Annotated in this window: 17 protein-coding genes and 1 pseudogene; 10 read left to right on the top strand and 8 right to left on the bottom strand. The window is 73.2% G+C overall.

What is annotated here, in order from left to right; genetic code table 11:
* The first annotated feature begins 4 nt into the window (after window positions 1–4).
* Both QWU11_RS33615 and QWU11_RS33610 read left to right on the top strand, forming a co-directional pair.
* On the top strand, window positions 5–1,492 hold the full coding sequence (locus tag QWU11_RS33615; protein ID WP_290118523.1) for a long-chain fatty acid--CoA ligase: 1,488 nt from the start codon (window positions 5–7) through the stop codon (window positions 1,490–1,492).
* Window positions 1,489–2,283 (top strand): enoyl-CoA hydratase/isomerase family protein, encoded by a 795-nt coding sequence (locus QWU11_RS33610; RefSeq protein WP_290118522.1) that lies wholly within the window; start codon window positions 1,489–1,491, stop codon window positions 2,281–2,283. Before QWU11_RS33615 ends, QWU11_RS33610 begins: the two co-directional genes overlap by 4 nt.
* 5 nt (window positions 2,284–2,288) lie before the next feature.
* Here the strand turns inward: QWU11_RS33610 and QWU11_RS33605 are convergent, their stop codons facing one another.
* The gene (locus QWU11_RS33605) at window positions 2,289–3,104 is read right to left on the bottom strand and encodes an enoyl-CoA hydratase-related protein (protein WP_290118521.1); all 816 of its coding nucleotides are present in this window, start codon (window positions 3,102–3,104) and stop codon (window positions 2,289–2,291) included.
* A 391-nt stretch (window positions 3,105–3,495) separates the two neighbouring features.
* Between QWU11_RS33605 and QWU11_RS33600 the strand changes: the two genes are divergently transcribed.
* Both QWU11_RS33600 and QWU11_RS33595 read left to right on the top strand, forming a co-directional pair.
* Complete coding sequence (locus QWU11_RS33600; RefSeq protein ID WP_290118520.1) at window positions 3,496–4,746, top strand: CoA transferase; 1,251 nt, start codon at window positions 3,496–3,498, stop codon at window positions 4,744–4,746.
* Window positions 4,747–5,254 (top strand): annotated as a pseudogene (locus QWU11_RS33595) (leucine zipper domain-containing protein); the annotation flags it as partial.
* A 57-nt stretch (window positions 5,255–5,311) separates the two neighbouring features.
* Here the strand turns inward: QWU11_RS33595 and QWU11_RS33590 are convergent.
* Window positions 5,312–5,914, bottom strand: a complete 603-nt coding sequence (locus QWU11_RS33590; RefSeq protein WP_290118519.1) for a TetR/AcrR family transcriptional regulator — start codon at window positions 5,912–5,914, stop codon at window positions 5,312–5,314.
* Window positions 5,915–6,034: 120 nt separating this feature from the next.
* Here QWU11_RS33590 and QWU11_RS33585 point away from each other — a divergent pair, with 120 nt between their 5' ends.
* On the top strand, window positions 6,035–6,766 hold the full coding sequence (locus QWU11_RS33585) for an SDR family oxidoreductase (RefSeq protein ID WP_290118518.1): 732 nt from the start codon (window positions 6,035–6,037) through the stop codon (window positions 6,764–6,766).
* Between the two features lie 91 nt (window positions 6,767–6,857).
* Here the strand turns inward: QWU11_RS33585 and QWU11_RS33580 are convergent, their stop codons facing one another.
* Together QWU11_RS33580 and QWU11_RS33575 are read right to left on the bottom strand one after the other, a co-directional pair.
* Window positions 6,858–8,273, bottom strand: a complete 1,416-nt coding sequence (locus tag QWU11_RS33580; protein WP_290118517.1) for an alpha/beta hydrolase domain-containing protein — start codon at window positions 8,271–8,273, stop codon at window positions 6,858–6,860.
* On the bottom strand, window positions 8,270–9,904 hold the full coding sequence (locus QWU11_RS33575; RefSeq protein WP_290118516.1) for a FadD3 family acyl-CoA ligase: 1,635 nt from the start codon (window positions 9,902–9,904) through the stop codon (window positions 8,270–8,272). The genes QWU11_RS33580 and QWU11_RS33575 overlap by 4 nt, the downstream gene beginning before the upstream one ends.
* Window positions 9,905–9,994: 90 nt before the next feature.
* On the opposite strand from QWU11_RS33575, the gene QWU11_RS33570 reads away from it, so the two are divergent.
* The 4 genes from QWU11_RS33570 (at window position 9,995) to QWU11_RS33555 (ending at window position 14,837) form a co-directional block, all read left to right on the top strand.
* On the top strand, window positions 9,995–10,867 hold the full coding sequence (locus tag QWU11_RS33570) for an amidohydrolase family protein (RefSeq protein WP_290118515.1): 873 nt from the start codon (window positions 9,995–9,997) through the stop codon (window positions 10,865–10,867).
* Window positions 10,864–11,775, top strand: coding sequence for an SDR family NAD(P)-dependent oxidoreductase (locus QWU11_RS33565; RefSeq protein WP_290118514.1), 912 nt, complete (start codon window positions 10,864–10,866; stop codon window positions 11,773–11,775). The genes QWU11_RS33570 and QWU11_RS33565 overlap by 4 nt, the downstream gene beginning before the upstream one ends.
* 20 nt (window positions 11,776–11,795) lie before the next feature.
* On the top strand, window positions 11,796–13,046 hold the full coding sequence (locus QWU11_RS33560) for an acyl-CoA dehydrogenase family protein (RefSeq protein WP_290118513.1): 1,251 nt from the start codon (window positions 11,796–11,798) through the stop codon (window positions 13,044–13,046).
* A 93-nt stretch (window positions 13,047–13,139) separates the two neighbouring features.
* The gene (locus QWU11_RS33555; protein WP_290118512.1) at window positions 13,140–14,837 is read left to right on the top strand and encodes a class I adenylate-forming enzyme family protein; all 1,698 of its coding nucleotides are present in this window, start codon (window positions 13,140–13,142) and stop codon (window positions 14,835–14,837) included.
* A gap of 4 nt (window positions 14,838–14,841) precedes the next feature.
* On the opposite strand, the gene QWU11_RS33550 is transcribed toward QWU11_RS33555, so the two are convergent.
* Both QWU11_RS33550 and QWU11_RS33545 read right to left on the bottom strand, forming a co-directional pair.
* On the bottom strand, window positions 14,842–15,606 hold the full coding sequence (locus QWU11_RS33550; protein ID WP_290118511.1) for an enoyl-CoA hydratase-related protein: 765 nt from the start codon (window positions 15,604–15,606) through the stop codon (window positions 14,842–14,844).
* A gap of 180 nt (window positions 15,607–15,786) precedes the next feature.
* Window positions 15,787–17,277, bottom strand: coding sequence for a hypothetical protein (locus QWU11_RS33545; protein WP_290118510.1), 1,491 nt, complete (start codon window positions 17,275–17,277; stop codon window positions 15,787–15,789).
* A gap of 339 nt (window positions 17,278–17,616) precedes the next feature.
* Between QWU11_RS33545 and QWU11_RS33540 the strand changes: the two genes are divergently transcribed.
* Window positions 17,617–18,552: a TAXI family TRAP transporter solute-binding subunit gene (locus QWU11_RS33540; RefSeq protein ID WP_290118509.1), complete on the top strand. Its 936-nt coding sequence runs from the start codon at window positions 17,617–17,619 to the stop codon at window positions 18,550–18,552.
* Here QWU11_RS33540 and QWU11_RS33535 read toward each other — a convergent pair.
* Both QWU11_RS33535 and QWU11_RS33530 read right to left on the bottom strand, forming a co-directional pair.
* Window positions 18,467–19,933, bottom strand: a complete 1,467-nt coding sequence (locus QWU11_RS33535) for a HAMP domain-containing sensor histidine kinase (protein ID WP_290118508.1) — start codon at window positions 19,931–19,933, stop codon at window positions 18,467–18,469. The two genes, QWU11_RS33540 and QWU11_RS33535, sit on opposite strands and share 86 nt — an antisense overlap.
* A 26-nt stretch (window positions 19,934–19,959) precedes the next feature.
* Window positions 19,960–20,619, bottom strand: a complete 660-nt coding sequence (locus QWU11_RS33530; protein WP_290118507.1) for a response regulator transcription factor — start codon at window positions 20,617–20,619, stop codon at window positions 19,960–19,962.
* Between the last annotated feature and the right edge of the window lie 129 nt (window positions 20,620–20,748).

The raw sequence follows: 20,748 nt of genomic DNA, 5'->3' as shown, positions 1-20,748 counted from the left end.
GACCGTGCCCGAGCAGCAGGGCCTGGAGACGTTCCTGACCTCGCATCCGGGGAGCGCCGAGACACCGGTGGTGCACGGGAGGGACGGCGCGCTCACGCTGGGGGAGCTGCGCCGGTCCGCCCGTACCCTGGCCGCACGGCTCGGGCCGGTACGCCGCGCACCGGTGGCCTGCGTCGTCGACGAGGGCGCCGCCGCCGTGGTCGCGATGTTCGCGACCTGGCTCGCGGGCGGGGTGTACGTCCCGGTCAACGCGCGGCTGGCCGACCCGGAGATCCGCTCGGCGCTGGGGGCGGCCGACCCCGCCGTGGTCGTGACCGGCGCCGGCCAGGCCGGCCGGGTTCCGGCGCACCTCGGCCGGCTGGTGGAACGCGCTCCGCGGTCCTGGGTACGGGCGTCCGCGAACGCCGCCTGGTCCGGCGAGCCGTACCCGCCCGGCGCGGCCCTGGTCGTACGGACCTCGGGCACGACGGGGTCGGCCAAGCCGGTGGTCCTGCGGCACGACGGCGTACGCGACGGCATCGACACGGTCATCGCCCGGTTGCGCGGCCGTACGGCCGCCGCCCGGCCGCCGATGCCGAACCTCATCCCCACCTCGCTCGCGCTGTGGGCGGGGATCTGGAACACGCTGTTCGCGTTCCGGCTCGGGGCGCCGGCGGTGCTGCTCGACCGGTTCGACCCGGTGGACTACGCCGAGCTGGTCAGGAGGTTCGGCATCCGGTCGACCGTGCTGGCCCCCGCCATGATGACCATGCTGGCCGAGGACCCCCGGCTCACCGACCTGTCACCGCTGAGGTTCGTCCGCTCGATCACCGCACCGCTCACGCCGCGCCAGGCCCGCCGGTTCCATGAGCGGTTCGGCGTCGACGTGCTGAACTCCTACGGGCAGACCGAGCTGGGCAGCGAGGTCGTCGGCTGGACCGCGGCCGACGTGCGGGAGTTCGGCGACGCCAAGCTCGGGGCGGTGGGCCGGCCGCACCCGGGCGTCGCGGTGCGGATCCTGGACGGCGACGGCGCGGAGGTCTCCGCCGGTACGACCGGTGAGATCTGGGTCCGCTCGCCGTTCGTCATGGAGGGCGCCGAGGACCGGATGGCGAACGGCTTCCTGCGTACCGGCGACCTCGGCCGCCTGGACGCGGACGGCTTCCTGTGGGTCGAGGGCCGGGTCTCGGACATGATCAACCGCGGTGGCCTGAAGATCGTCCCGCAGGAGGTCGAAGAGGTGCTGCGGGAGCATCCGGAGGTCGCCGACGTGTGCGTCGCGGGTGTACCGGACGAGCGTCTCGGCGAGGTGCCGGTGGCGTGGGTCCAGCCGGTCGCCGGGACGGCCCCGGCCGAGGCGTCGTTGCGGGCGTTCGCCCGCGCGTCGCTGGCCGGCTACAAGGTCCCGGTGGCCGTGCGCCTGGTGGCGGACCTCCCGCGGACGGAGGTGGGCAAGGTGCTACGGGGCGAGCTCGCGGCGGCCTGGCCCCTGGACGGAACGGAGCCGGGATGAGCTACCGGACACTGGAGGTCTCGCGGCGCGGGCACGTCGGCTGGCTGGTCTTCGACCGGCCGGACCGCCGCAACGCCATGAACGCCGCGATGCGCGACGAGCTGCGGCTCGCCTGGACCGAGCTGGCGGACGACCCGGGCGTACGGGTCATCGTCAACGCCGGGCGCGGCCCGGCGTTCCAGACCGGGGCCGACGTCGTCGAGCTGGCGACCGACGGCCAGGGCATGGAGCGGTACCGCAGGTCGGTGGAGGAGTTCGACCTCGGTTTCACGTCCTGGCACCTGGGGATCGACAAGCCCGTGATCGCCGCGGTGAACGGCGTCTGCGCGGGCGGCGGGCTGCACTTCGTCGCCGACGCCGACATCGTGCTCGCCGCCTCCGACGCCTCCTTCACCGATCCGCACGTCTCGGTCGGCCAGGTCAGCGCGATCGAGACGATCGGGCTGATGCGCAAGGTGCCGGCCGAGGCCGTACTGCGGATGGCATTGGTCGGACGGCACGAGCGCCTGTCCGCGGCGCGGGCGTACGAACTCGGCATGGTGAGCGAGGTCGTCGACCCGCCGGAACGCCTGCACGACGCGGCGCAGGAGCTCGCGGAGAAGATCGCCCGCAACTCCCCGGCGGCGCTGCGCGCGACCAAGCGGGCGCTGTGGGGGGCGCTGGAGCAGGGCCTGACGGACGCCTGCCGGGCGGGCGCAGCCGAGCTGGTCTCACTGTGGGGTCATCCGGACCAGACCGAGGGCCCGGCGGCGTTCGCCGAGAAGCGACCGGCCCGCTGGAAAGACGACTGAGCCGTTCAGCGCCCGCCGAAGTCGGGTGGGCGGTGTTCGGCGAAGGCGCGCATGCCCTCGCGGAAGTCGGGGCTGCGGGAGCTGAGCTCCATCGCGTACGCCTCGTCGGCCAGGTGGTGGCGCAGGTCGCCGCCCGGAGCCGCGTTGAGCAGGGACTTGGTGAGCCCGATCGCGACCGTGGCCGACGCCGCGAGTTCGGCGGTCAGCGTCTCGGCCGTCTTCGTGACGTCCTCGTCCTCCACCGCCGCGTGTACGGCGCCCCACGTGGCGGCCTCCGTACCGCTGAACTTGCGGTCGAGCATCAGCAGCTCGCGGGCCCGTACCGGCCCGACGACGCGGGGGAGCAGCCAGGTCGCCCCGGAGTCGGGGGTGAAGCCGCGTCGCAGGAAGGGGTACCAGAACACGGCGTCGCGCGCGGCGACGGTGAAGTCGGAGGCCAGCGCGAGCTGGGCGCCGATGCCCACGGCCCAGCCGCGGACCGCGCAGACGACGGGCAGCTGGAGTTCGAGCAGGAGCGGGATCAGCCGGTTGGCCTGGGAGGGCATCCGGCGCTGGATGCTTCCCGTACGCGGCCGGGCGTCGCCTTTGCCGGCCGCGTTGCGGCCGACGATGTCGAACCCGCTGCAGAAGTCGCCGCCCGTCCCGGTCAGCAGCACCGCGCGCAGGTTCTCGTCGGTGTTCGCGGTCTCCAGGTGGCGGATCAGCGCGGCCATCGAGGTGTCGTCCAGCGCGTTGCGGCGGCGCGGCCGGTCGAGCGTCAGCCGCAGCACCGCCCCGGTCGTGTCGGCCCGCAGCCCCTCCACCGACGGATAGGGCTCCACTCCGGCTCCAGTCGCCCGTACCCGCGCCCCGTCCTCCGCCGCGTTGGGGCCTGCCCCGGCCCCGGCGGCCTGTGCCGGCGATCCGTCCTCTGACGCATTGGGGTCCACTTCGGCTCCAGGTGGCTGCGGCCTGTCCTCCGGCGCATCGAGGTTCTCTCCGGCTCCAGGTGCCTGTGCCGGCGTCCCCTCCGCCGGCGCATTGGGGTCCTCTTCTACCCCTGCGGCCTGTGCCTGCGACTCGTCCTCCACCGCGTCGGGACCTACTCCGGCTCCGGCGACCTGTGCCTGCGGCCCGTCCACCGATGTGTCGCGGTCCTCCACCGGGGCTCCCTTGCTGGCATCCGAAGATTGTAGTTTTAATATAATAAACAATTCAGCGAAGGAGGGCCGCGTGACGCAGGGCGACGCGCTGGGACCGCGGCTGCTGGAAGGGCTGCGCGTCGTCGAGTGCTCGATGCTCGGGCCGGGCGCCGTCTCGACCCCGCTCGCCGACCTGGGCGCCGACGTCATCAAGGTCGAGCCGCCGCGGGGCGACTACATCCGCTCGATGAGCTGGCCCATCGTCGAGGGCGAGTCGCTCCTGCACCTTCACGTCAGCCGGGGCAAGCGGAGCATCGTCCTCGACCTTCGCACCGACGGCGGGCGGGAGACGTTCCTGGCGCTGGTGGAGAAGGCCGCCGTCGTCGTGGAGGCGATGCGTCCCGGCGGGCTCGAACGCCGCGGGCTCGGGTACGAGCGGCTCCGCCAGGTGAACCCGGCGGTCGTGCTGTTCAGCATCTCCGGGTACGGCATGACCGGGCCGTACCGCGACCTGCCCAGTCACGGTATCGCCTACGACGCGTGGGCGGGCACGGTCGCGCCGGTCCCCGGGCCGGAGGGGCTGCCCTCCATCCCCGACCACACCTCGATCGGCATCAACGCCGGACCGCTGTTCGGCACCGCCGCGATCCTCGCCGGGGTGCTGCGGGCGCGCACGACCGGAGCGGGCTGCCACCTGGAGGTGGCGCAGTCCGACGCGGCGGCGGCGTTCGACTGGCTGCGCAGCGAGGGCCACCGGGCGTACGAGCGCCCGCCGGAGGAGGTGACCGGGAACCCGGCGGACGGCTACGAGCGCCGCCCGCCCGGCACGGCCGGCATGGCGGACGGCGTCCGCTACCAGTTCTACGGGTCGAAGGACGGCCACATCCTCTTCATGGCCTCCGAGCGCGCGTTCTGGCGGAACTTCTGCGCCGCGGTCGGCCGGGAGGACCTGTTCGAGGGCCGTCCCGGCACCGAGCTCGCCGACCACGCCCGCGGCGACCTCGAACTCCGCCGCGAGCTGAGCGCGATCTTCGCCCGCCGTACGTCCGCCGAGTGGGTGGAGTTCGGCCTGGCGTACGACGTCCCGATCGGGCCGGTCAACACCCCGGCCGACGTCGGCTCCGACCCGCAGTTCGCCGACCGCCTGCCGTGGGGCACCGCGGACCGCCTGCGAGCGGACCAGCTCCCGTTCCCCGTACGGGTGGTGGGGGAGCCGCCGCCGATCGCGGCCCGCCCGGCCCCGTCGGCCGGCGAACACGGCGAGGAGATCCTCCGCGAGGTGCTGGGCTACGACGAGACCCGGATCGAACGACTACGCGCCGCCGGCGCGCTCGGCGGCTAACCGTTGCGGCGGGCCGCTGAACGGTTCCAGGTCTCGGCCACAACGGCTTGGTGGTGGGCCGGCCGCTGCCGTGCCTTGGGCGAGGCAGTGATGGGCGACCGGTCCAGCCGTCCGTGCACCAGCCCGCAGCGGACCCTGACCCGGACTGAGCGGCGCGTCATCGAGGTGCGGGTGTTGCGGTGGTGGGGACCGGTGTGGATCGCCGGCCTGGTGGGGTTGAACCCGTCCACCGGGTCCTGGTCCGCTACCGCCTCAACCGGCTGACCTTGATGGACCGGGCGACCGGGCGGGTGATCCGCCGCTACGAACACGACAGGCCCGGCGACCTGGTGCACGTGGACATCAAGAAACTCGGCAACATCGCTGACGGCGGCGGCCACAAGACGCGGGCCCGCCCAGCAGGACGTAAGACCCGCTCTGGCGCCGGCTACGGGCCAAGCCCTTCACGAGACAAGGGATCACCGTTGAGCGCGTACTGACCGACAACGGCTCGTGTTACAAGTCCCACCCCGGGCGTGATGTCAGCCACATCCCCAACCTCGCGGGACAGAACACTGATGACCTGTCAGCCGCGCACCGCGGCCAGGCACTCGTCGTACAGGTCCATGATGTCGCCCCGGCCGTCGTCGGCGACCCACGTCATCGACGCGGCGTCCAAGCACGCGAACGCCGTCGCGATCACCGCGCGGGCCCGCGCGTCCACGCTGCCGGCGGCACCGTCCATGCGGGCCTTGACGAGCGGCAGCAGGTCATCCTGGAAACGCAGCCGCTTCTCGAGCCAGCCGGCACGCAGTGAGGCGGTGCCGTGCAGGAGGCGGAACCGCTCCAGGGCCTGGTCGCGGCCGTCATGCAGGTCCAGTACGGCGGTGATCCCCGCCCGCAGGGCCTCCCAGACGCCGGTCTCGGCCGGCAGTCCGCCGATCGTGTCCGTCAGGACCTGCGCGAACCGGTCCTGGCCGCCGCCGAGAAGGTCCTCCTTGGCGCCGAAGTAGCGGAAGAGGGTGCGCTGGGACACGCCGGCCTCTCGGGCGATCTGGGCGATGGTCGTCTCGTCGTAGCCCTGTTCGGTGAACAGGCGCAGAGCCGTCTCGAGGATCTCCTGGGAGGCCAGCCGCCGTGTCCGGTCCCACAGCGTGGCCGGTGCACCCGTCTCGGCTTCCCGTTTCACGCGCCCAGGCTAACGCAGCACTGCCAGGCTGGCACTCATCGGCAGCTTGGCAGCCACTGCCAGATGGTCATATGCTGCCGGAATTCTTGATCTACCAGGCGCACGGAAGAGGAACGCATCATGTCCGCACCCACAGCTCTCATCACCGGTGGAACCAGCGGCATCGGCAAGGCGACCGCCGAACTGCTCCACTCCCGCGGCCACCGCGTCATGGTCACCGGCCTCACCGGCCTCACCGGCCTCACCGGCCTCGCCGGCGCCGGGCTTCCCGAAGACGTCGTGGCCGTCCGGGCCGACGCACGGTCCCTGCCGGACCTCGACCAGGCGATGGAGCAGGTACGCCGGCGACTCGGCTCCCTCGACCTGCTCTTCCTCAACGCGGGCGTCTCCCGGCCCGGCCCGATCGAGTCGACCGACGAGACCGCCTTCGACGCCCTGTTCGACGTCAACGTCAAGGGCGCCTTCTTCACCCTGCAGAAGGCGCTTCCGCTCCTCAACGAGGGTGCCTCGGTCGTGTTCACCGTGGGCGCCGGCGAGGGACTCGGCGCCGCGATGACGGCGGCCAAGGGCGCCCTGCCGCCCCTCATGCGGTCCCTCGCGCTCGAACTCGCCCCCCGCCGCATTCGCGTCAACGCCGTCAGCCCGGGGCTGATCGACACTCCTGCCTACGGCAGGCTGGGCGTCTCCCCGGAGATGATCGACGCCTGGGCCCGGGACGTCCCGCTCGGCCGCGCCGGCGCCCCCGCCGACATCGCCGAGGCCGTGGCCTTCCTCGCCTCACCCGCCGCCGGCTACATCACCGGCGAGGACCTCGTCGTCTCCGGGGGCGTCGGCGTCCACGCCCGCCCGTGACGAGTCGAAACCGGCTCATCGACGCACCCGTCAAACGATCACTGATCGCCTACGACCACTGACCGACCCGCACATACTCCCCATCAACGATCTAGCCGGGGAACGAGGCCGCGGCGAGTGCGACGATCTCCTCCAGGTCCTCGGCGAGCAGGAAGCCGGCCGCGACCGTACGCTCCGCGGACGCCTGGAACGCCGCGCAGTAGTCGGCCGGCCCCGACGGATACAGCGCCGCGAGCGTCGCCGCGTCGAACGGGTGGGTCGAGCCGAACAGCATGGCCGGCCGGGGCGACCGTTCCTGGCCCAGTCCCGACAGGACCGCCACCGGCACGTCGACCCACGGCGTGCGCACCCCGCCCGTCGCGATGCCGTGGCGGTCCAGGCGGGGCGCGGACGGGTCGTCCGGGTCGCGGAACAGCCGGTCCGCGACCGGCGGCGGCGCGCCCTCGCGCGCCCACCGGTCGAGTGCGGCGAGGGCGGCCTGCGCGACGTAGTGCTGCTGCGGCCCGGAGTTGATCGGCGCCTCGTAGGCGACGCCCAGCGGTGCCGTCTTGGGCGCGAGCAGCGTCGCGAGTTCCCCGGCGGAGAGCCCGCCGGAGTCGGAGAAGGCGCCGGCCATCGTGTAGGTGTCCGCGTGCGCCGCGCCCGCGACCTCCCACAGCCTCAGCCGGTCGTCGTCGGGCTGCCGTGAGCCGAGCGAGGCGAGGACGCCGAACACGTCGGTCTCGCTCTGCAGGACGAGGATCGGGGCCGCGCCGTCCGTACGGACCCTGACCCCGCCCGCGAGTGCCTCGTGGCGCCACCCCGCCAGGTGCGCGGGCCGTCCGGGCCGGCCGTGGATCAGATAGCCGTCGAAGCCGTCCGCGATCGGTGCGATCGCGTTCACGTAGGTCACGAGGTACGCGGCCGACTGAGACTGCCCCATGGCCAGCACGCGCGAGGCCGTCAGCGGGCCCAGCACCCCGGACCCGCCCGGCCGCCGCGCGGCCGCTCCGGCCTGGGTGAAGATGTCGAGGGCGAAGGCGTCGCCGGGGTGGGCGAGGGCGGCGTACCTGCCGGCGTCGCTCTGCTTGAGCGCCGGGAGCACGATCGGAGGATGGGCGTCGTCGCGCGCGGAGCCGGTGGTGAGGATGCCGCCGCCCTCGACGCTCACGCGCTGTACCGACACGCCGATCCAGGCGAAGCCCGCGCGGAGCAGGTGCCGGTGCGTCGTCAGCCAGCCGGCCGGCGCGTCGGCGCCGGCGGTGACGTTGAGCCACTCCAGCACGACCGAGCCGTTGAACGCCGCCGGATCGGCCGGCCGGTACACCACCATCCGCGTCGTGAACGGCGCGCGTCCGCTCTCGCGTGCCTGCCAGCGGCCGTCGTCGCCGGTCTCTCCGGCGGTCTCGTACGAGCGGGCGTCGCCGGACAGGAAGTACTCCTCGGCGACGTAGCCGAGGGCGCCCAGGTCGAAGAACGTGGAGATCAGCTTCGGGTCGCCCTCGATCGGGCCGGACAGGGAGCTCACGGCATCTCCTCCACGGCGGCGAGCCGCTCGCGCAGCACCGTCTTGAGCACCTTGCCGGCCGCGTTGACCGGCAGCGCGGAGACGACGTGCACCTGGCGCGGGACCTTGTAGTTGGCCATGTTCTCCCGACTCCAGACGATGAGGTCGGCCCCGTCAAGCCGCTCGCCCGTACGAGGCACGACGAACGCGGCCCCGACCTCGCCCAGCCGCTCGTCCGGCACCCCGACCACGGCGCACTGGGCCACGGCCGGATGCCGGCTCATGATGCTCTCGATCTCGGCGGGATAGGCGTTGAACCCGCCGACGATGTACATGTCCTTGATCCGGTCGGTGATCCTGAGCCGCCCGGACTCATCGATCACGCCGATGTCGCCGGTGTGCAGCCGGCCGCCGGCGTCGATCGTGGCCGCGGTGGCGTACTCCTCGCCGAAGTAGCCCCTCATGACCGTGTACCCGCGGACGAGCACCTCGCCCTCGCTCCCGGCGGGCACGGGACGGCCGTCCCTGCCCACGATGGTCACCTCCAGGCCGGGCAGCGGGCGCCCGGCGGTGGTCGCCACGATCTCCAGCGGATCGTCGTAGCGGCACATCGACACGATGGCGCACGACTCGGTCAGGCCGTAGCCGGTCACGATGTGCTCGAAGCCGAGTTCGTCGCGGATCCGGTAGAGCAGCGTCGGCGGCACGTTCGCCGCACCGGTGACCGCCAGCCGCAGGCTGGCGACGCCCTCCGCGCGAAAGTCCGGGTGTTCGAGCATGGTCTGGTACAGGGCCGGCGTCCCGGGCAGCACCGTCACCCGCTCGCGGCGCACCAGGTCGAGGACGTACGGCACGTCCAGCGTCCGCGCCGGGAGGATCGTCGCTCCCACCATGATCGAGACGAGCCAGCCCGCCTTGTAGCCGAAGCCGTGGAAGAACGGGTTGACGATCAGGTAGCGGTCGCCCTGGCGCAGCCCGACGACCCGTCCCCACACGGCGTACGCCCGCAGCGTCTGCCCGTGTGCGCACATCGCGCCCTTGGGATCACCCGTCGTCCCCGAGGTGAACAGCATGTCGGACAGGTCCTCGGGCCCGACCTCGGCGGCACGCCGCTCGACCTCGGCGTCGGTGACCGCGCGGCCGTCGCCGACGAAGTCGTCCCAGGAGGTCAGGCCGTCGCGGGACGCGCCGGTGAGCACGACGACGCTCCGCAGGCCCGGCAGCTCTCCGGCGGCGGCGAGTTCCGCGGGATAGTCGCGGCCGAGGAATCCGGTCACCGTGCACAGGACGCGGGCGCGGCTCTTGCGCAGGACGAACGCCGCCTCGGCGCCCTTGAAGCGGGTGTTGAGCGGCACGAGCACGCCGCCGGCGCGCTGCAGGCCGAGCGCGGCGACGATCCACTGGGCGGAGTTGGGCGCCCAGATCGCGACGCGCTCGCCCGTGACCAGCCCGGCCGCCAGGAACGCGCGCGCCGCGTCGGTCACCCGGGCGTTCAGCTCCGCGTACGTCAGGCGCAGGTCGCCGTCGACGACCGCCTCGGCGCCGGGGATCCGCGCGGCGACCTCGGCGAGCAGGGCCCCGGTCGTCCCCCAGCGGAGGTCGGCTCGCGGGTCGTCGGACCGGGCCTGGGCGTCCGGGGGTTCGGCGGGCACCGCGCACCTCCGGGGATGCGTCAGGAAGCGAATGAGATTATATATATTATGAAAGTCATGGTACGACAACGCCCGTGAGTGAGGGAGCGCATGACGTTCACGGCCGGTACGCCCGTCATCGACACGATGATCGCCTTCCCTCGTGAGGGTTCGGAGCAGTACGACTTCATCCGGCGGCAGACGAAGGACGCGGCCTCGCGTGCAATGGCGTTTCCGGCGGAGCACGTGTTCACGGACGCGCCGAAGGAACCGCCGGGAGACGACCCGATCGGCGTCACGCTGCGGGAGATGGACCGCCACCACGTCGAGATCGGCCTCATCGGGGTCGACGACGAGGTCTCCCGGCGGGCGCTCGCGAAGTTCCCCGAACGGTTCGCCGGCGCCTGCGCCGTGGATCCCAACACGGGCATGGACGGCGTACGCAAGATCGTCCGGGACTACGAGGAGCTCGGCATCCGCGCGGTCACCGCGTTCCCGGCGGGAACGTTCCCGCAGGTCCCGATCGATGACAGGAAGATGTACCCGATCTACGCCAAGTGCGTGGAGCTGGACCTCCCGATCTTCGTGTGCGCCGGAGTCCCCGGACCGCGGCTGAAGATGGACCCGCAGCGCGTCGAGCGCATCGACGAGGTGATGTACGACTTTCCCGAGCTCGTCTTCGTCACCCGCCACGGCTGCCGGCCGTGGGTCGACCTGGCCGTCGCGCTGATGGTCAAGTGGCCCAACCTGTACTACTCCACCAGCGCCTTCGCGCCCAAGCACTACCCGAAGGCCATCGTCGACTACGCGAACACCCGGGGCGCCGACAGGATCATCTACGGGGGCTACTTCCCGATGGGCCTGTCGCTGGAGCGCATCTTCGCCGAGCTGCCGGGCGTCCCGTTCCGCGACCACGTGTGGCCCCGGTTCCTGCACGAGAACGCCCGCCGGGTGCTCAAGCTCGACCCGAGGAGGCAGCCGTGACCCTTCTGCTCGAGGACAAGGTCGTCATCGTGACCGGCGCCGGTCACGGGATCGGGCGGGGACACGCGCTCGAGCTGGCCGGCCACGGCGCGAAGGTCGTCGTCAACGATCTCGGGACGACGGTACGGGGAGAGGGCGCCGGTCGGGACGCCGACGAGGTCGCCGGCCTCATCGCCAAGCGTGGTGGCACCGCGATCGCCGACCACGGCGACGTCGCCGACGAGGAACAGGCACAGGCGCTGGTCGACCGTACGGTCGGGACGTTCGGGCGGCTCGACGTCGTGGTCAACAACGCCGGCATCGCCCGCGACAAGGTCATCTGGAACATGACCCCGGAGGACTTCGACCTGGTGATGCGGGTGCACGTACGGGGCACCTGGCTGATGACGCACCTGGCGGCCCGGCACTGGCGCGGCCGCGCCAAGGCGGGCGAGCGGTTCACCGGCCGGGTCATCAACACCACGTCCGGCGCCGGGCTCGCCGGCAACTTCGGGCAGAGCAACTACGCCACCGCCAAGGCCGCGATCGTCGGGCTGACCCTCACCACCAGCCTCGAACTCCACCGGCTCGGCGTGACGGTCAACGCGATCGGCCCGGGCGGCCTGACCCGCCTCACCGCGACGATGGGCCCGGACCTCACGGCGTTCGAGCCGGACGACCTGGGCGAGGACGAGTACCACCCGATGGACCCGGCGGGCAGCTCGCCGCTGGTCGCCTGGCTGGCCAGTGACCAGTCGCAGCACGTCACCGGCCAGGTCATCCGGGCGATCCACGACGAGATCCACCTGATGAAGGGCTGGCACGAGGCCGCCACCATCTCCAGCGGGCAGCGGCGCTGGGACGCGACGACGCTCGGCGTACGGATCGGCACCGATCTCTTCGGCACCCGGGCGCCCGGACTGCGCTGAGAACCTCTTAAGGAGTCACGGTGGAAATCCAGGACACCGCCGAGCAGGCGGCGTTCCGCGCCCGGGCGCGGGCCTGGCTCGCGGACAACGCTCCGGGGTTCGCCGGGACGGTGCGGCCGCGGCCGCACTTCGAGGCGGCGGCCTCGGCGGAGGAGTACGAGAAGACCGAGCTCGCCAACGTACGCGCGGCGCAGGCCTGGCAGGCGCGGCTCTGCGAGGGCGGCTGGGCCGGGATCTCCTGGCCCGTGGCGTACGGCGGCCTGGGCGGCACCCCCGCCGAGGAGGCGATCTTCGCCGGAGAGGCGGCGGCGTCCGGCGCCTCCTCCGGGCCGCTGCTGATCGGCCTGTCGATGGTCGCCCCCACCCTGATGCGGCACGGCACCCCGGAGCAGCGCCGCGAGCACCTGCCGCCGCTGCTGCGCGGCGAGCACGTCTGGTGCCAGCTCTACAGCGAGCCGGAGGCCGGTTCCGATCTCGCGGCCCTGCGCACCCGCGCGGTGCGCGACGGCGACGGCTGGGTCGTCGACGGGCAGAAGGTGTGGACCTCCAGCGCGCGGGTGGCCGACTGGGCGATCCTGCTGGCCCGCACCGACCCGGACGTGCCCAAGCACCGCGGCATCACCTTCTTCCTGCTCGACATGCGGACGCCGGGGATCGAGGTACGGCCGCTGCGGCAGATGAACGGCTCGTACCACTTCAACGAGGTGTTCCTCGACGGGGTCCGCGTCCCCGGCGCGAACGTGGTCGGCGAGCCGGACGCGGGATGGGCGGTCGCGCACACGACACTGGCCACCGAGCGCGCGATGATCGGAGGCAGCGGCGGCGGGGCGAGGGGCGCGGCGCTGGCCGAGCTGGCGCGGTCGCGCGGGCGGCTGGAGGACCCGGTGATCCGGCAGCGGCTGGCGCAGGTGATCACGCTGGACGGGATCCTGGGGTTCCTGGGCCTGCGGATGCGCGCCGCCCTCGGCCGGGGCACGCCGCCGGGCCCGGAGGCGTCGATCATGAAGCTGCTGGCCGCCCGCCGGGCCCACGAGGCGGCGGAGCTGGGCCTGGCCATCGAGGGAGCGGACGGCGCGCTGCTCGGCGACGAGGCCCCGGCCGGCGGGGAGTGGCAGCAGCTCCTGCTGAGCGCGCAGGGCCTGCGGATCGGGGGCGGCACGGACGCGATCCAGCGCAACGCCATCGCCGAACGGATCCTCGGCCTGCCGCGCGAACGGTCCGCCGACCGCGACGTGCCGTTCCGCGAACTCCTGGCCCGGCGGCGGGAGTGAGTCCCGCTCTCCGGTACGGACCCGCCTTCGGGGGGTCGTGGTGATCGAGGATGTGCTCGCTCTCCCGTACGGACCCACTCTCAGGAGGTCGTGGTGATCGAGGAGACCGCGGAGGTCCCGACGCTCCGCTGGAGCGGGGACGCGTCGTTGAGCGAGGAGCTGCGCGCGGTGCTCACCGGACCGGGCGCACCGTTCGAGCGCCGGGTCGAGCCGGTGCTCGGGGCGCCCGCCGAGGTCTTCGTCCAGCGGGCGCCGCACGTACCCGGCCTGCTGCGGAAGGCCGCGCGGGACATGCCCGACGCCCCGTACCTCGTCTTCGCCGGCGACCCGGCCGAAACGCTCACCTTCGCCGGGACGCTCCGCCGCGTCGCCGCGTGCGCCGAGGTGCTCGGTGAGCGGTACGGAGTCGGGAAGGGCGATCGGGTGGCGGTCGCGGCGCCCAACGGCGTCGACTACGTCCTGACCTTCTGGGCGACCCTCGCGCTGGGCGCCGTCATGGTCGGACTCAACGGCTGGTGGGCCCCTGCCGAGCTGGAGTACGGCATCGCCCTGACCGAACCCCGGGTGGTGTTCGGCGCGGGCCGGCCCCTGGAGCGGCTTCGGGAGACGTCGGCCACGGTGACGGACTTCGGCGACCTGAGCGCCGCCGCCGCGCGGACGTCTCCCGCCGAGCTGCCGGACGTCGCGATCGACGAGGACGACCCGGCGGCCATCATGTTCACCAGCGGTACGACCGGCCGTCCGAAGGGCGCGACGCTGACGCATCGCAACTTCGTGCACTTCGGCCTGTTCGGCGGCCTCGGCGGCGCGGCCGTCACCCTCACCGGCGGCCCGGACCGGCGCCAGGCGCCGCCGGGCGTACAGCGCGCGACGATGTGCGCCAACCCGCTGTTCCACGTCTCCGGCGCCTGCGTCGTCCTCGCCAACGGCCCCACGTACGGGCTCAAGATCGTCTTCCCGCCCGCGGGGCGCTGGGACGAGGAGCGGGCGCTGCGCCTGACGGACGAGCACCGGCTCACCCAGTGGAGCGGCGTGCCGGCCCACTTCTGGCGCATGCTCGCCCACCCGCGCTTCACGTCATACGCGACGGAGCAGGTGACCACGATCGGCAGCGGCGGCGCCACCTTCGCCCCCGAACTGCTGCGGCTGATCGAGGAGAAGATGCCCGGCACCCAGGTCACCAACGGGTACGGCGCGACCGAGACGACCGGCACCGGGACGTTCCTCAACGGCGTCCACGCCGACGTCCACCCCGCCTCGGTCGGCGCCGCGGCGCCCACGGTCCAGGTGCAGGTACGCGACGCCGACGGCCGCCCGCTGCCCGAAGACGAGGTCGGCGAGATCCACATCAGCGGCGCCGGGGTGTTCCGCGGCTACTGGCGCGACCCGGAGGCGACCGCGCGGGTCCTGACCGGGGACCGCTGGTACCGCACCGGCGACTACGGCCGGATCGTGGACGGAGTGCTCTATCTGGAGAGCCGCATGCGCGACCTCATCATTCGTGGCGGGGAGAACGTCTACCCCATCGAGATCGAGTACCGCCTGGTCGAACACCCTGACATCGCCGACGCGTGCGTCATCGGCGTGCCGCACACGGTCCTCGGCCAGGAGGTCAAGGCGGTCGTCGTGCCGAGAGACGGCGCCCGGCCGTCCGAGGAGGACGTACGCGCCTGGGTCGCGGCGGCCCTGGCCGCGTTCAAGGTCCCCGCGTACGTGGAGTTCCGGTCGTCACTGCCGTACAACGAGACCGGCAAGGTGATCAAACGCCTGCTGGAGGACGGCGGCTCGTAGGCGGTCAGTCCAGCCGGGACAGGATGGCGTCCGGCGTGCCGTCCTGCCGGAGCAGGTCGGCGAAGGCGGCGCTCTCGCGTTCGCGCGCCGCGCGTACGCCGTCCCGGTGGGCCTCGGTGAGCAGGCGTTTGGCGGCCGTGAGCGCCGCCGGCGATTGGGCGGCGATCTCGCGTGCCAGGCCGTGGGCGGTCGCCATCAGGTCGGCGGCGGGGCACGCCTGGAGAGCCAGGCCGGACGCGACCGCCTCCCCGGCCGTGATCCACCGGCCGCTGAACAGCGCGAGCGCGGCGCGCTGGTAGCCCATGCGCAGCGGGAGCAGATAGCTGCTCGCGGCCTCCGGCGGCACCCCCATCGAGGCGAACGGGGCCAGCAGCCGGGCGTGCTCGGCCATGATCACCAGGTCGCAGTGCGCCAGCAGGGTCAGCCCGAGGCCGACGCCGGGGCCGTTGACGGCGGCCAGGAGCGGCTTGGGGAAAGTGATCAGCACGTCCATGAGGGCGGAGAAACCGGTACCGGACGCGCCCATGGGAGCGCCGCCGGCGTACCGGCGGGCGAGGTCGGCCATCTCCTTCAGGTCGGTGCCGGCGGTGAAGGTACGGCCCGCGCCGGTCAGCAGGACCACCGAGACCCGGTCGTCGGCGGCGGAGTCCGCCAGGGCGGTCGCGACCGCGAGGTAGAGGGACTCGTCGAAGGCGTTGGCCGCCTCGGGCCGGTCGAACGTCAGCGTCCGTACGCGGTCCTCGTCGTCGATCCGTAGCGTGTCCGCCATCAGGCCCGCCCTCTTTCGGTTGTTGAATATTTGATATGAGATGGCGAGGGTGGACGTCAAGGCGGACGGCGCCGGCCTGCGGGGGAACACGGGCCGGCGCCGTCCATAGGTGACGTGCGGCGGCCAGGCGCGCCCCTCGCGGGGTTCGCCTGGCCGCCGCTTGCCAGGGGTGCGGTGTGCCTAGGAGACCGCTCCGGCGACGGCGGTGCCGAAGCCCGCGCCCGACTCGGTCGACGTCCACGTCTGCAGCGTCGGGGTGGGCGGCGGGACGTCCGCCGGGCCGAGGCGGGTGTAGTCCGCGTAGACCACGGCCTCACCGGGTGCGCCGATCAGCCACGTCGGGCGCAGGGACGGGCCGGCGTAGGAGACCGACGCGCCGAAGCGGCCGTTCGCCGTCGACGTGCCGCCGAGGCTCTCGCGGTCGACGAGGGCGTTCGCGGTGACGGTCTGGCCGCTGATCGCGAACTCCTGGACGGCGCCCGCGTCCGTGCCGTGGTCCTCGGCCGGGACCCCGACCGCGAGCCGTACGCCCGATCCGCTGTCGCGGGCCAGCGCGACGACGCTGCCGAAGCCGTCTCCCGCCTCGGCGGTGTCGGCCACCCCGGCGGTGTCCTGTGTGATCGAGGTCAGGTCGGTGAGGGCGTTGCCGTCGAGAACGTGCACCATCCCCGCGTCGGCGACCGTGCCGAGGTCCTCGCCCGGCACGCCGACGGCCAGCGTCGGGATGCCCGTGGACGGACGCGTCCACGACAGGCTCGCGCCGAACCGGTCGCCGGCCTCGGCGGCGCCGGCGATGCCGTCGCTGTCCTGGCTGATGGCGTAGCCGGTCACGGTGACGTCCGACAGGCCGGTGATCGCCGTGACCGAGCCGGCGTTCGCGAGCGTGCCGATGGCCTCGCCCGGGGCGCCGGCCGCGACGGCGGAGTCCGCGCCGTGGAGCGAGCCCAGCGTCACGGCCGCGCCGAAGCGGTCACCGGACTCGGCCGTGCCGGGCACGCCCGCGGTGTCCTGGGTCAGGGCGACCGCCTGGCCCGTCGCCGGCACGTACGTGACCTGCCCGGCGTCGGAGGCCGCGCCCACGTCCGTACCCGGGCTGCCCACGACCAGCGCGTGGATCACCGCGCTGCTGCCGGACACGTCGACCGCGGAGCCGAAGCCGTCCTGCGCCGCCGAGGTCCCGGGCACGCCGTCCGCGCCGGGCCGGATGACGCGCGTCGGCTGCCCCTGGCCGAGCCCGTCCGCCGATCCGTAGATCACCTGGACGACGCCCGCGTCGGTCAGCGCGCCGACGTCCTCCCCGGGAACGCCGACGACGAGGTCGGCGCAGCTGTCGGAGTCGACGTACCCGACCTTGAGGACGCTGCCGAACCGGTCCCCGCTCTCGGCCGTCTCCCCGGTGTCGTTCTGGCTGAGCGTCGCCTCCGTGCCCGAGCCGACGCGTCCCCCGGACGCGCCGTACCGGACGTGGACGACGCCGGCCTGGGCGGCGCCGGCGACCGAACGGCCCGGCTCGCCGACGGCCGCGTCGGAGTATCCATCCCCGTTGAAATCGGAGACCGCACTGGTGGAACAGGCCGCGCGAGCCGCGGCACTGCCCGGCTCACCGGCGAAGAGAACGAACGCCCCCGCGAGTCCGGCCGCGCCGAGCGCGGCCATGAATGACTTCGCCACTCTCACTCCTTATGGAGATCCATGATGGGTCCGTGCGGCGGAGGGAGGGGCCGGCGCCGGCACGCTCAGGAAGCGTGCACCCAGCCAATGCAAAAATCACGCCGATTCATGAAAAATCGTAGTGTGCTGACAACTGACGGCCTCGTGACCTGCGAGCAGTGAGCCGAGTCACATGCTTCACGCCCCGGCCGGCGCACCCGGCTCGCCAAAGGCCCCGTCGTCCCGTCGACGGGACGACGGGGGGCCGTAGGAGACGCGAGGACCGCGTCAGTGGCGCGACGTCCGCCTGGACGGCGCCATCGCCGAACGCGGGTCCGGCCGCTCCCGTAAGCTGACGCTGTGAGGTGGGTCACAGTCCTCGTCGTCGCGTTGTTAACCGTGGCGGCGTGCGGCGAGCGGGTGGTGCGCCCCTGGCGGCTCGTCATCGCCACCGGTGGGCAGGGCGCCGTCTACTACGCCTACGGCCAGGGGCTCGCCCGTGCCGCGCGCGGGCATCTTCCCGGTGCCGAGCCCACCGTGCTCTCCACCGCCGCCTCCGTCGAGAACCTCCGCCTCGTCGCGGACGGCAAGGCCGACGTCGCCTTCGCCCTCGCCGACTCCGCCGCCCTCGCCTTCGCGGGAAAACCGCCGTTCGACCGGCGTGAGCCCGTCGTCGCGCTGGCCCGCCTGTACGAGAATTACACCCACCTCGTGGTTCCCGCGGGCAGTGGCATCCGCAGGCCGGCCGACCTGCGCGGGCGGGTGGTCGCGATCGGGGCGGCCGGTTCGGGGACCGAGCTGATCGCGACCCGCCTCCTCACCGCCGCCGGAGCCGGCCGGGACGTCCGCGTACGGCGGCTGCAGCTCGAGGACTCGGCGACCGCGCTGAGAGACGGAAGCGTCGACGCCTTCTTCTTCTCCGGCGGCCTGCCGACCGGCACGATCGCCGAGCTGGCCCGTACGACGCCGATCCGGCTGATCGACCTCGGCGACTACGCCGAGCGGCTCGGCGAGCACTACCAGGCCTTCTACGAGGAGCGCTCCATCCCCGCCTCGGCGTACGGGCTGACCGGGCCGGTGCGTACGGTCGGCGTCCCCAACTACCTGGTGGTCAACGCCGCGATGCCGGCCGACCGCGCGTACGCGCTGACCCGCATGCTGTTCGAGCAGAAGGACGCCCTGGCCGTCGCGCACCCGGAGGCCCTGCACCTCAACCTCCGCGCGGCGATATCGACGAGTCCGCTGCCGCTGCACCCGGGGGCGGTCCGCTACTACCGGACGGCCAAGCAGAGCTGACCGCCGCCGGCAGCACCACCCGCGCGCGCAGCCCGTGCGGGCGTACGGGAAGGAGCAGCAGCCCGCCGCCGGACGCCTCGGCCAGCGCGCTCGCGATGGCCAGGCCGAGGCCGGTGCCGTCGACGTTCTGATGCGCCGGAGCCCGCCAGAACCGCTGTACGGCGACGGCGAGGTCGGCCTCGGACAGCCCCGGGCCGTCGTCCGCGACCTCGATCGCGACCACCGGCTCGTCCGGCGCGTCCGCGGGCCGGTACGGCCGGGAGACGGTGACGGTCACGGTCGCGTCCGGGCCGGCGAACTTCACCGCGTTGTCGATGAGCGCGTCCAGGATCTGCCCGAGGCCGCCCTGGACCGCCAGGGCGGCGGCGTGGTTCGCGCCCCGGCACCGCAGCCGTACGCCTGAGGACTCGTGCCGCCAGGCGGACACGCGTTCGCGCGCCACCCGGCCGCAGTCGACGACGCAGATCCGGTAGTTGCCGCCCTCCGCGCGTACGAGCGCGAGGATCTCGTCCAGGATGCGGCCCAGCCGGGTGGCCTCGTCGATGGCGAGCGCGAGGTCGCGCTCCCCGGCGGGCGGCAGGTGCGGCGCCAGATTCTCCACGCGCAGCCGCAGCGTGCCGAGCGGGTTGCGCAACTGGTGCCCGGCGTAGGAGACGAACGCCTTCTGCTGTTCGAGGACGCGGCTCATCGCGGCGGCCATCGTGTTGAAGTGCTCCCCGAGCCGGCGCAGTTCGGCCGGGCCCGTGGTGCCCGGTACGCGCGCCTGCCACTGGCCGGCGGACAGCTCGCCGGTGACCTCGTCCAGCTCGCGGACCGGGCGCAGCACCCAGCGGGTGAGCGGGATGGCGGCCAGGCCGAAGCCGAGCATGGCCGCGAGCCCGGCGGCGGCGAGTTCGGTCCACCGGGTGGTGATGCGGGAGCGTACGGCGTCGGTGGGGGAGATCGTGATGGCGGTGGCGACGACCTCGCCGCCGCGGCCGACCGGTTCGGCGACGACGAGCGGTGCGCGCCGCCAGGGCCACACCACCTCCTGGATGCCGGAGCGGTCGCCGGACAGCGCCGCGCGCAGCCGCGCCCGCGCGGCCCCGCCGAGCCGCAGCCCCGGGCGCGAGGAGACGACGATCCGCCCGTCTTGGTCGACGATGGCCGCCGCGATGCCGTACAGGCCGTCGTAGCGGGTGAGCTCGGCGCGCAGCGTCGCCGGCTCGCCGGTGCGCAGCGCCGGCTCGGCCAGGGAGGCGAACCGCGCGGTGTCGTTGAGCTGATCGATGAACAGCGTCTGGGTGTCGCGGGCGGCGACCGCGACCGCCAGCGGGATCTCCAGCGCGGCCAGCACGAGGAGCAGCAGGGAGGCGTACACCACGAGCAGACGGCGCAGCATCCCTCACCTCCCGGTACGCGGCGTGCTCACGTGCCGTCGGCGACGAGCCGGTAGCCCACGCCGCGTACGGTCTGGATCACCTTCGGCTCGCCGAGCTTGGCGCGTAACGTCGCCATGTGCACGTCCAGGGTGCGCTGCCCGCCGGGCCAGGGGCTGTGCCACACCTCGATGAGGAGCCGCTCGCGCGAGACGACCAGGCCGGGCCGGCGCGCGAGCGCGGCGAGCAGCTCGAACTCCTTGCGCGTCAGCGCGATGACCGACCCGTCGCCGGAGGTGACCAGGTGCCGGGCGACGTCGATGCGCAGGCCGCCGGCGGCCACGGCCGGACGCGCCACCGGCCGTACGCGGCGCATGACCGCGTCGATGCGGGCGCGCAGCTCGGCGATGCCGAACGGCTTGACCAGGTAGTCGTCGGCCCCCGAACGCAGGCCGATGACGCGGTCGCGCTCGTCCCCGCGCGCGGTGATGGCGATGATCGCCACCTCGCCGCCGGCGCGCATCCGGCGGCAGACCTCGATGCCGTCCATGTCGGGCAGGCCCAGGTCGAGCAGCACGAGGTCGGCGGGAGGGACGGCGAGCGCCGCCGCCGCCGTCGCCGCGCGGGACACGTCGAAGCTCTGCCGGCGCAGCGCCACCATCAGAGCGTCGGCGAACCGGTTGTCGTCCTCGACGAGAAGGATCCGCATCGCCCATCAGCGTAGGAATCACGGCGGTCCGTGCCTACGGCGCGGACCCTAGAGAATCATCAAATCTCACCTTCGGCTCTTCGTGACCGTGCCGGACCCCGCCTACGTTGCGGTTGCGCGAGCGCCGCC

This window comes from Actinomadura sp. DC4 (assembly GCF_030406325.1).
In the GTDB taxonomy this organism is placed as follows: domain Bacteria; phylum Actinomycetota; class Actinomycetes; order Streptosporangiales; family Streptosporangiaceae; genus Actinoallomurus.
This window is presented reverse-complemented; position numbering and strand designations above follow the sequence as displayed.

Excerpts from the sequence above, each read along its gene's own strand:
- QWU11_RS33610 (WP_290118522.1), top strand. The coding sequence starts at position 1,489 with ATGAGCTACCGGACACTGGAGGTCTCGCGGCGCGGGCACGTCGGCTGG.
- QWU11_RS33585 (WP_290118518.1), top strand. The coding sequence starts at position 6,035 with ATGTCCGCACCCACAGCTCTCATCACCGGTGGAACCAGCGGCATCGGC.
- QWU11_RS33570 (WP_290118515.1), top strand. The coding sequence starts at position 9,995 with ATGACGTTCACGGCCGGTACGCCCGTCATCGACACGATGATCGCCTTC.
- QWU11_RS33550 (WP_290118511.1), bottom strand. The coding sequence starts at position 15,606 with ATGGCGGACACGCTACGGATCGACGACGAGGACCGCGTACGGACGCTG.
- QWU11_RS33535 (WP_290118508.1), bottom strand. The coding sequence starts at position 19,933 with ATGCTGCGCCGTCTGCTCGTGGTGTACGCCTCCCTGCTGCTCCTCGTG.
- QWU11_RS33530 (WP_290118507.1), bottom strand. The coding sequence starts at position 20,619 with ATGCGGATCCTTCTCGTCGAGGACGACAACCGGTTCGCCGACGCTCTG.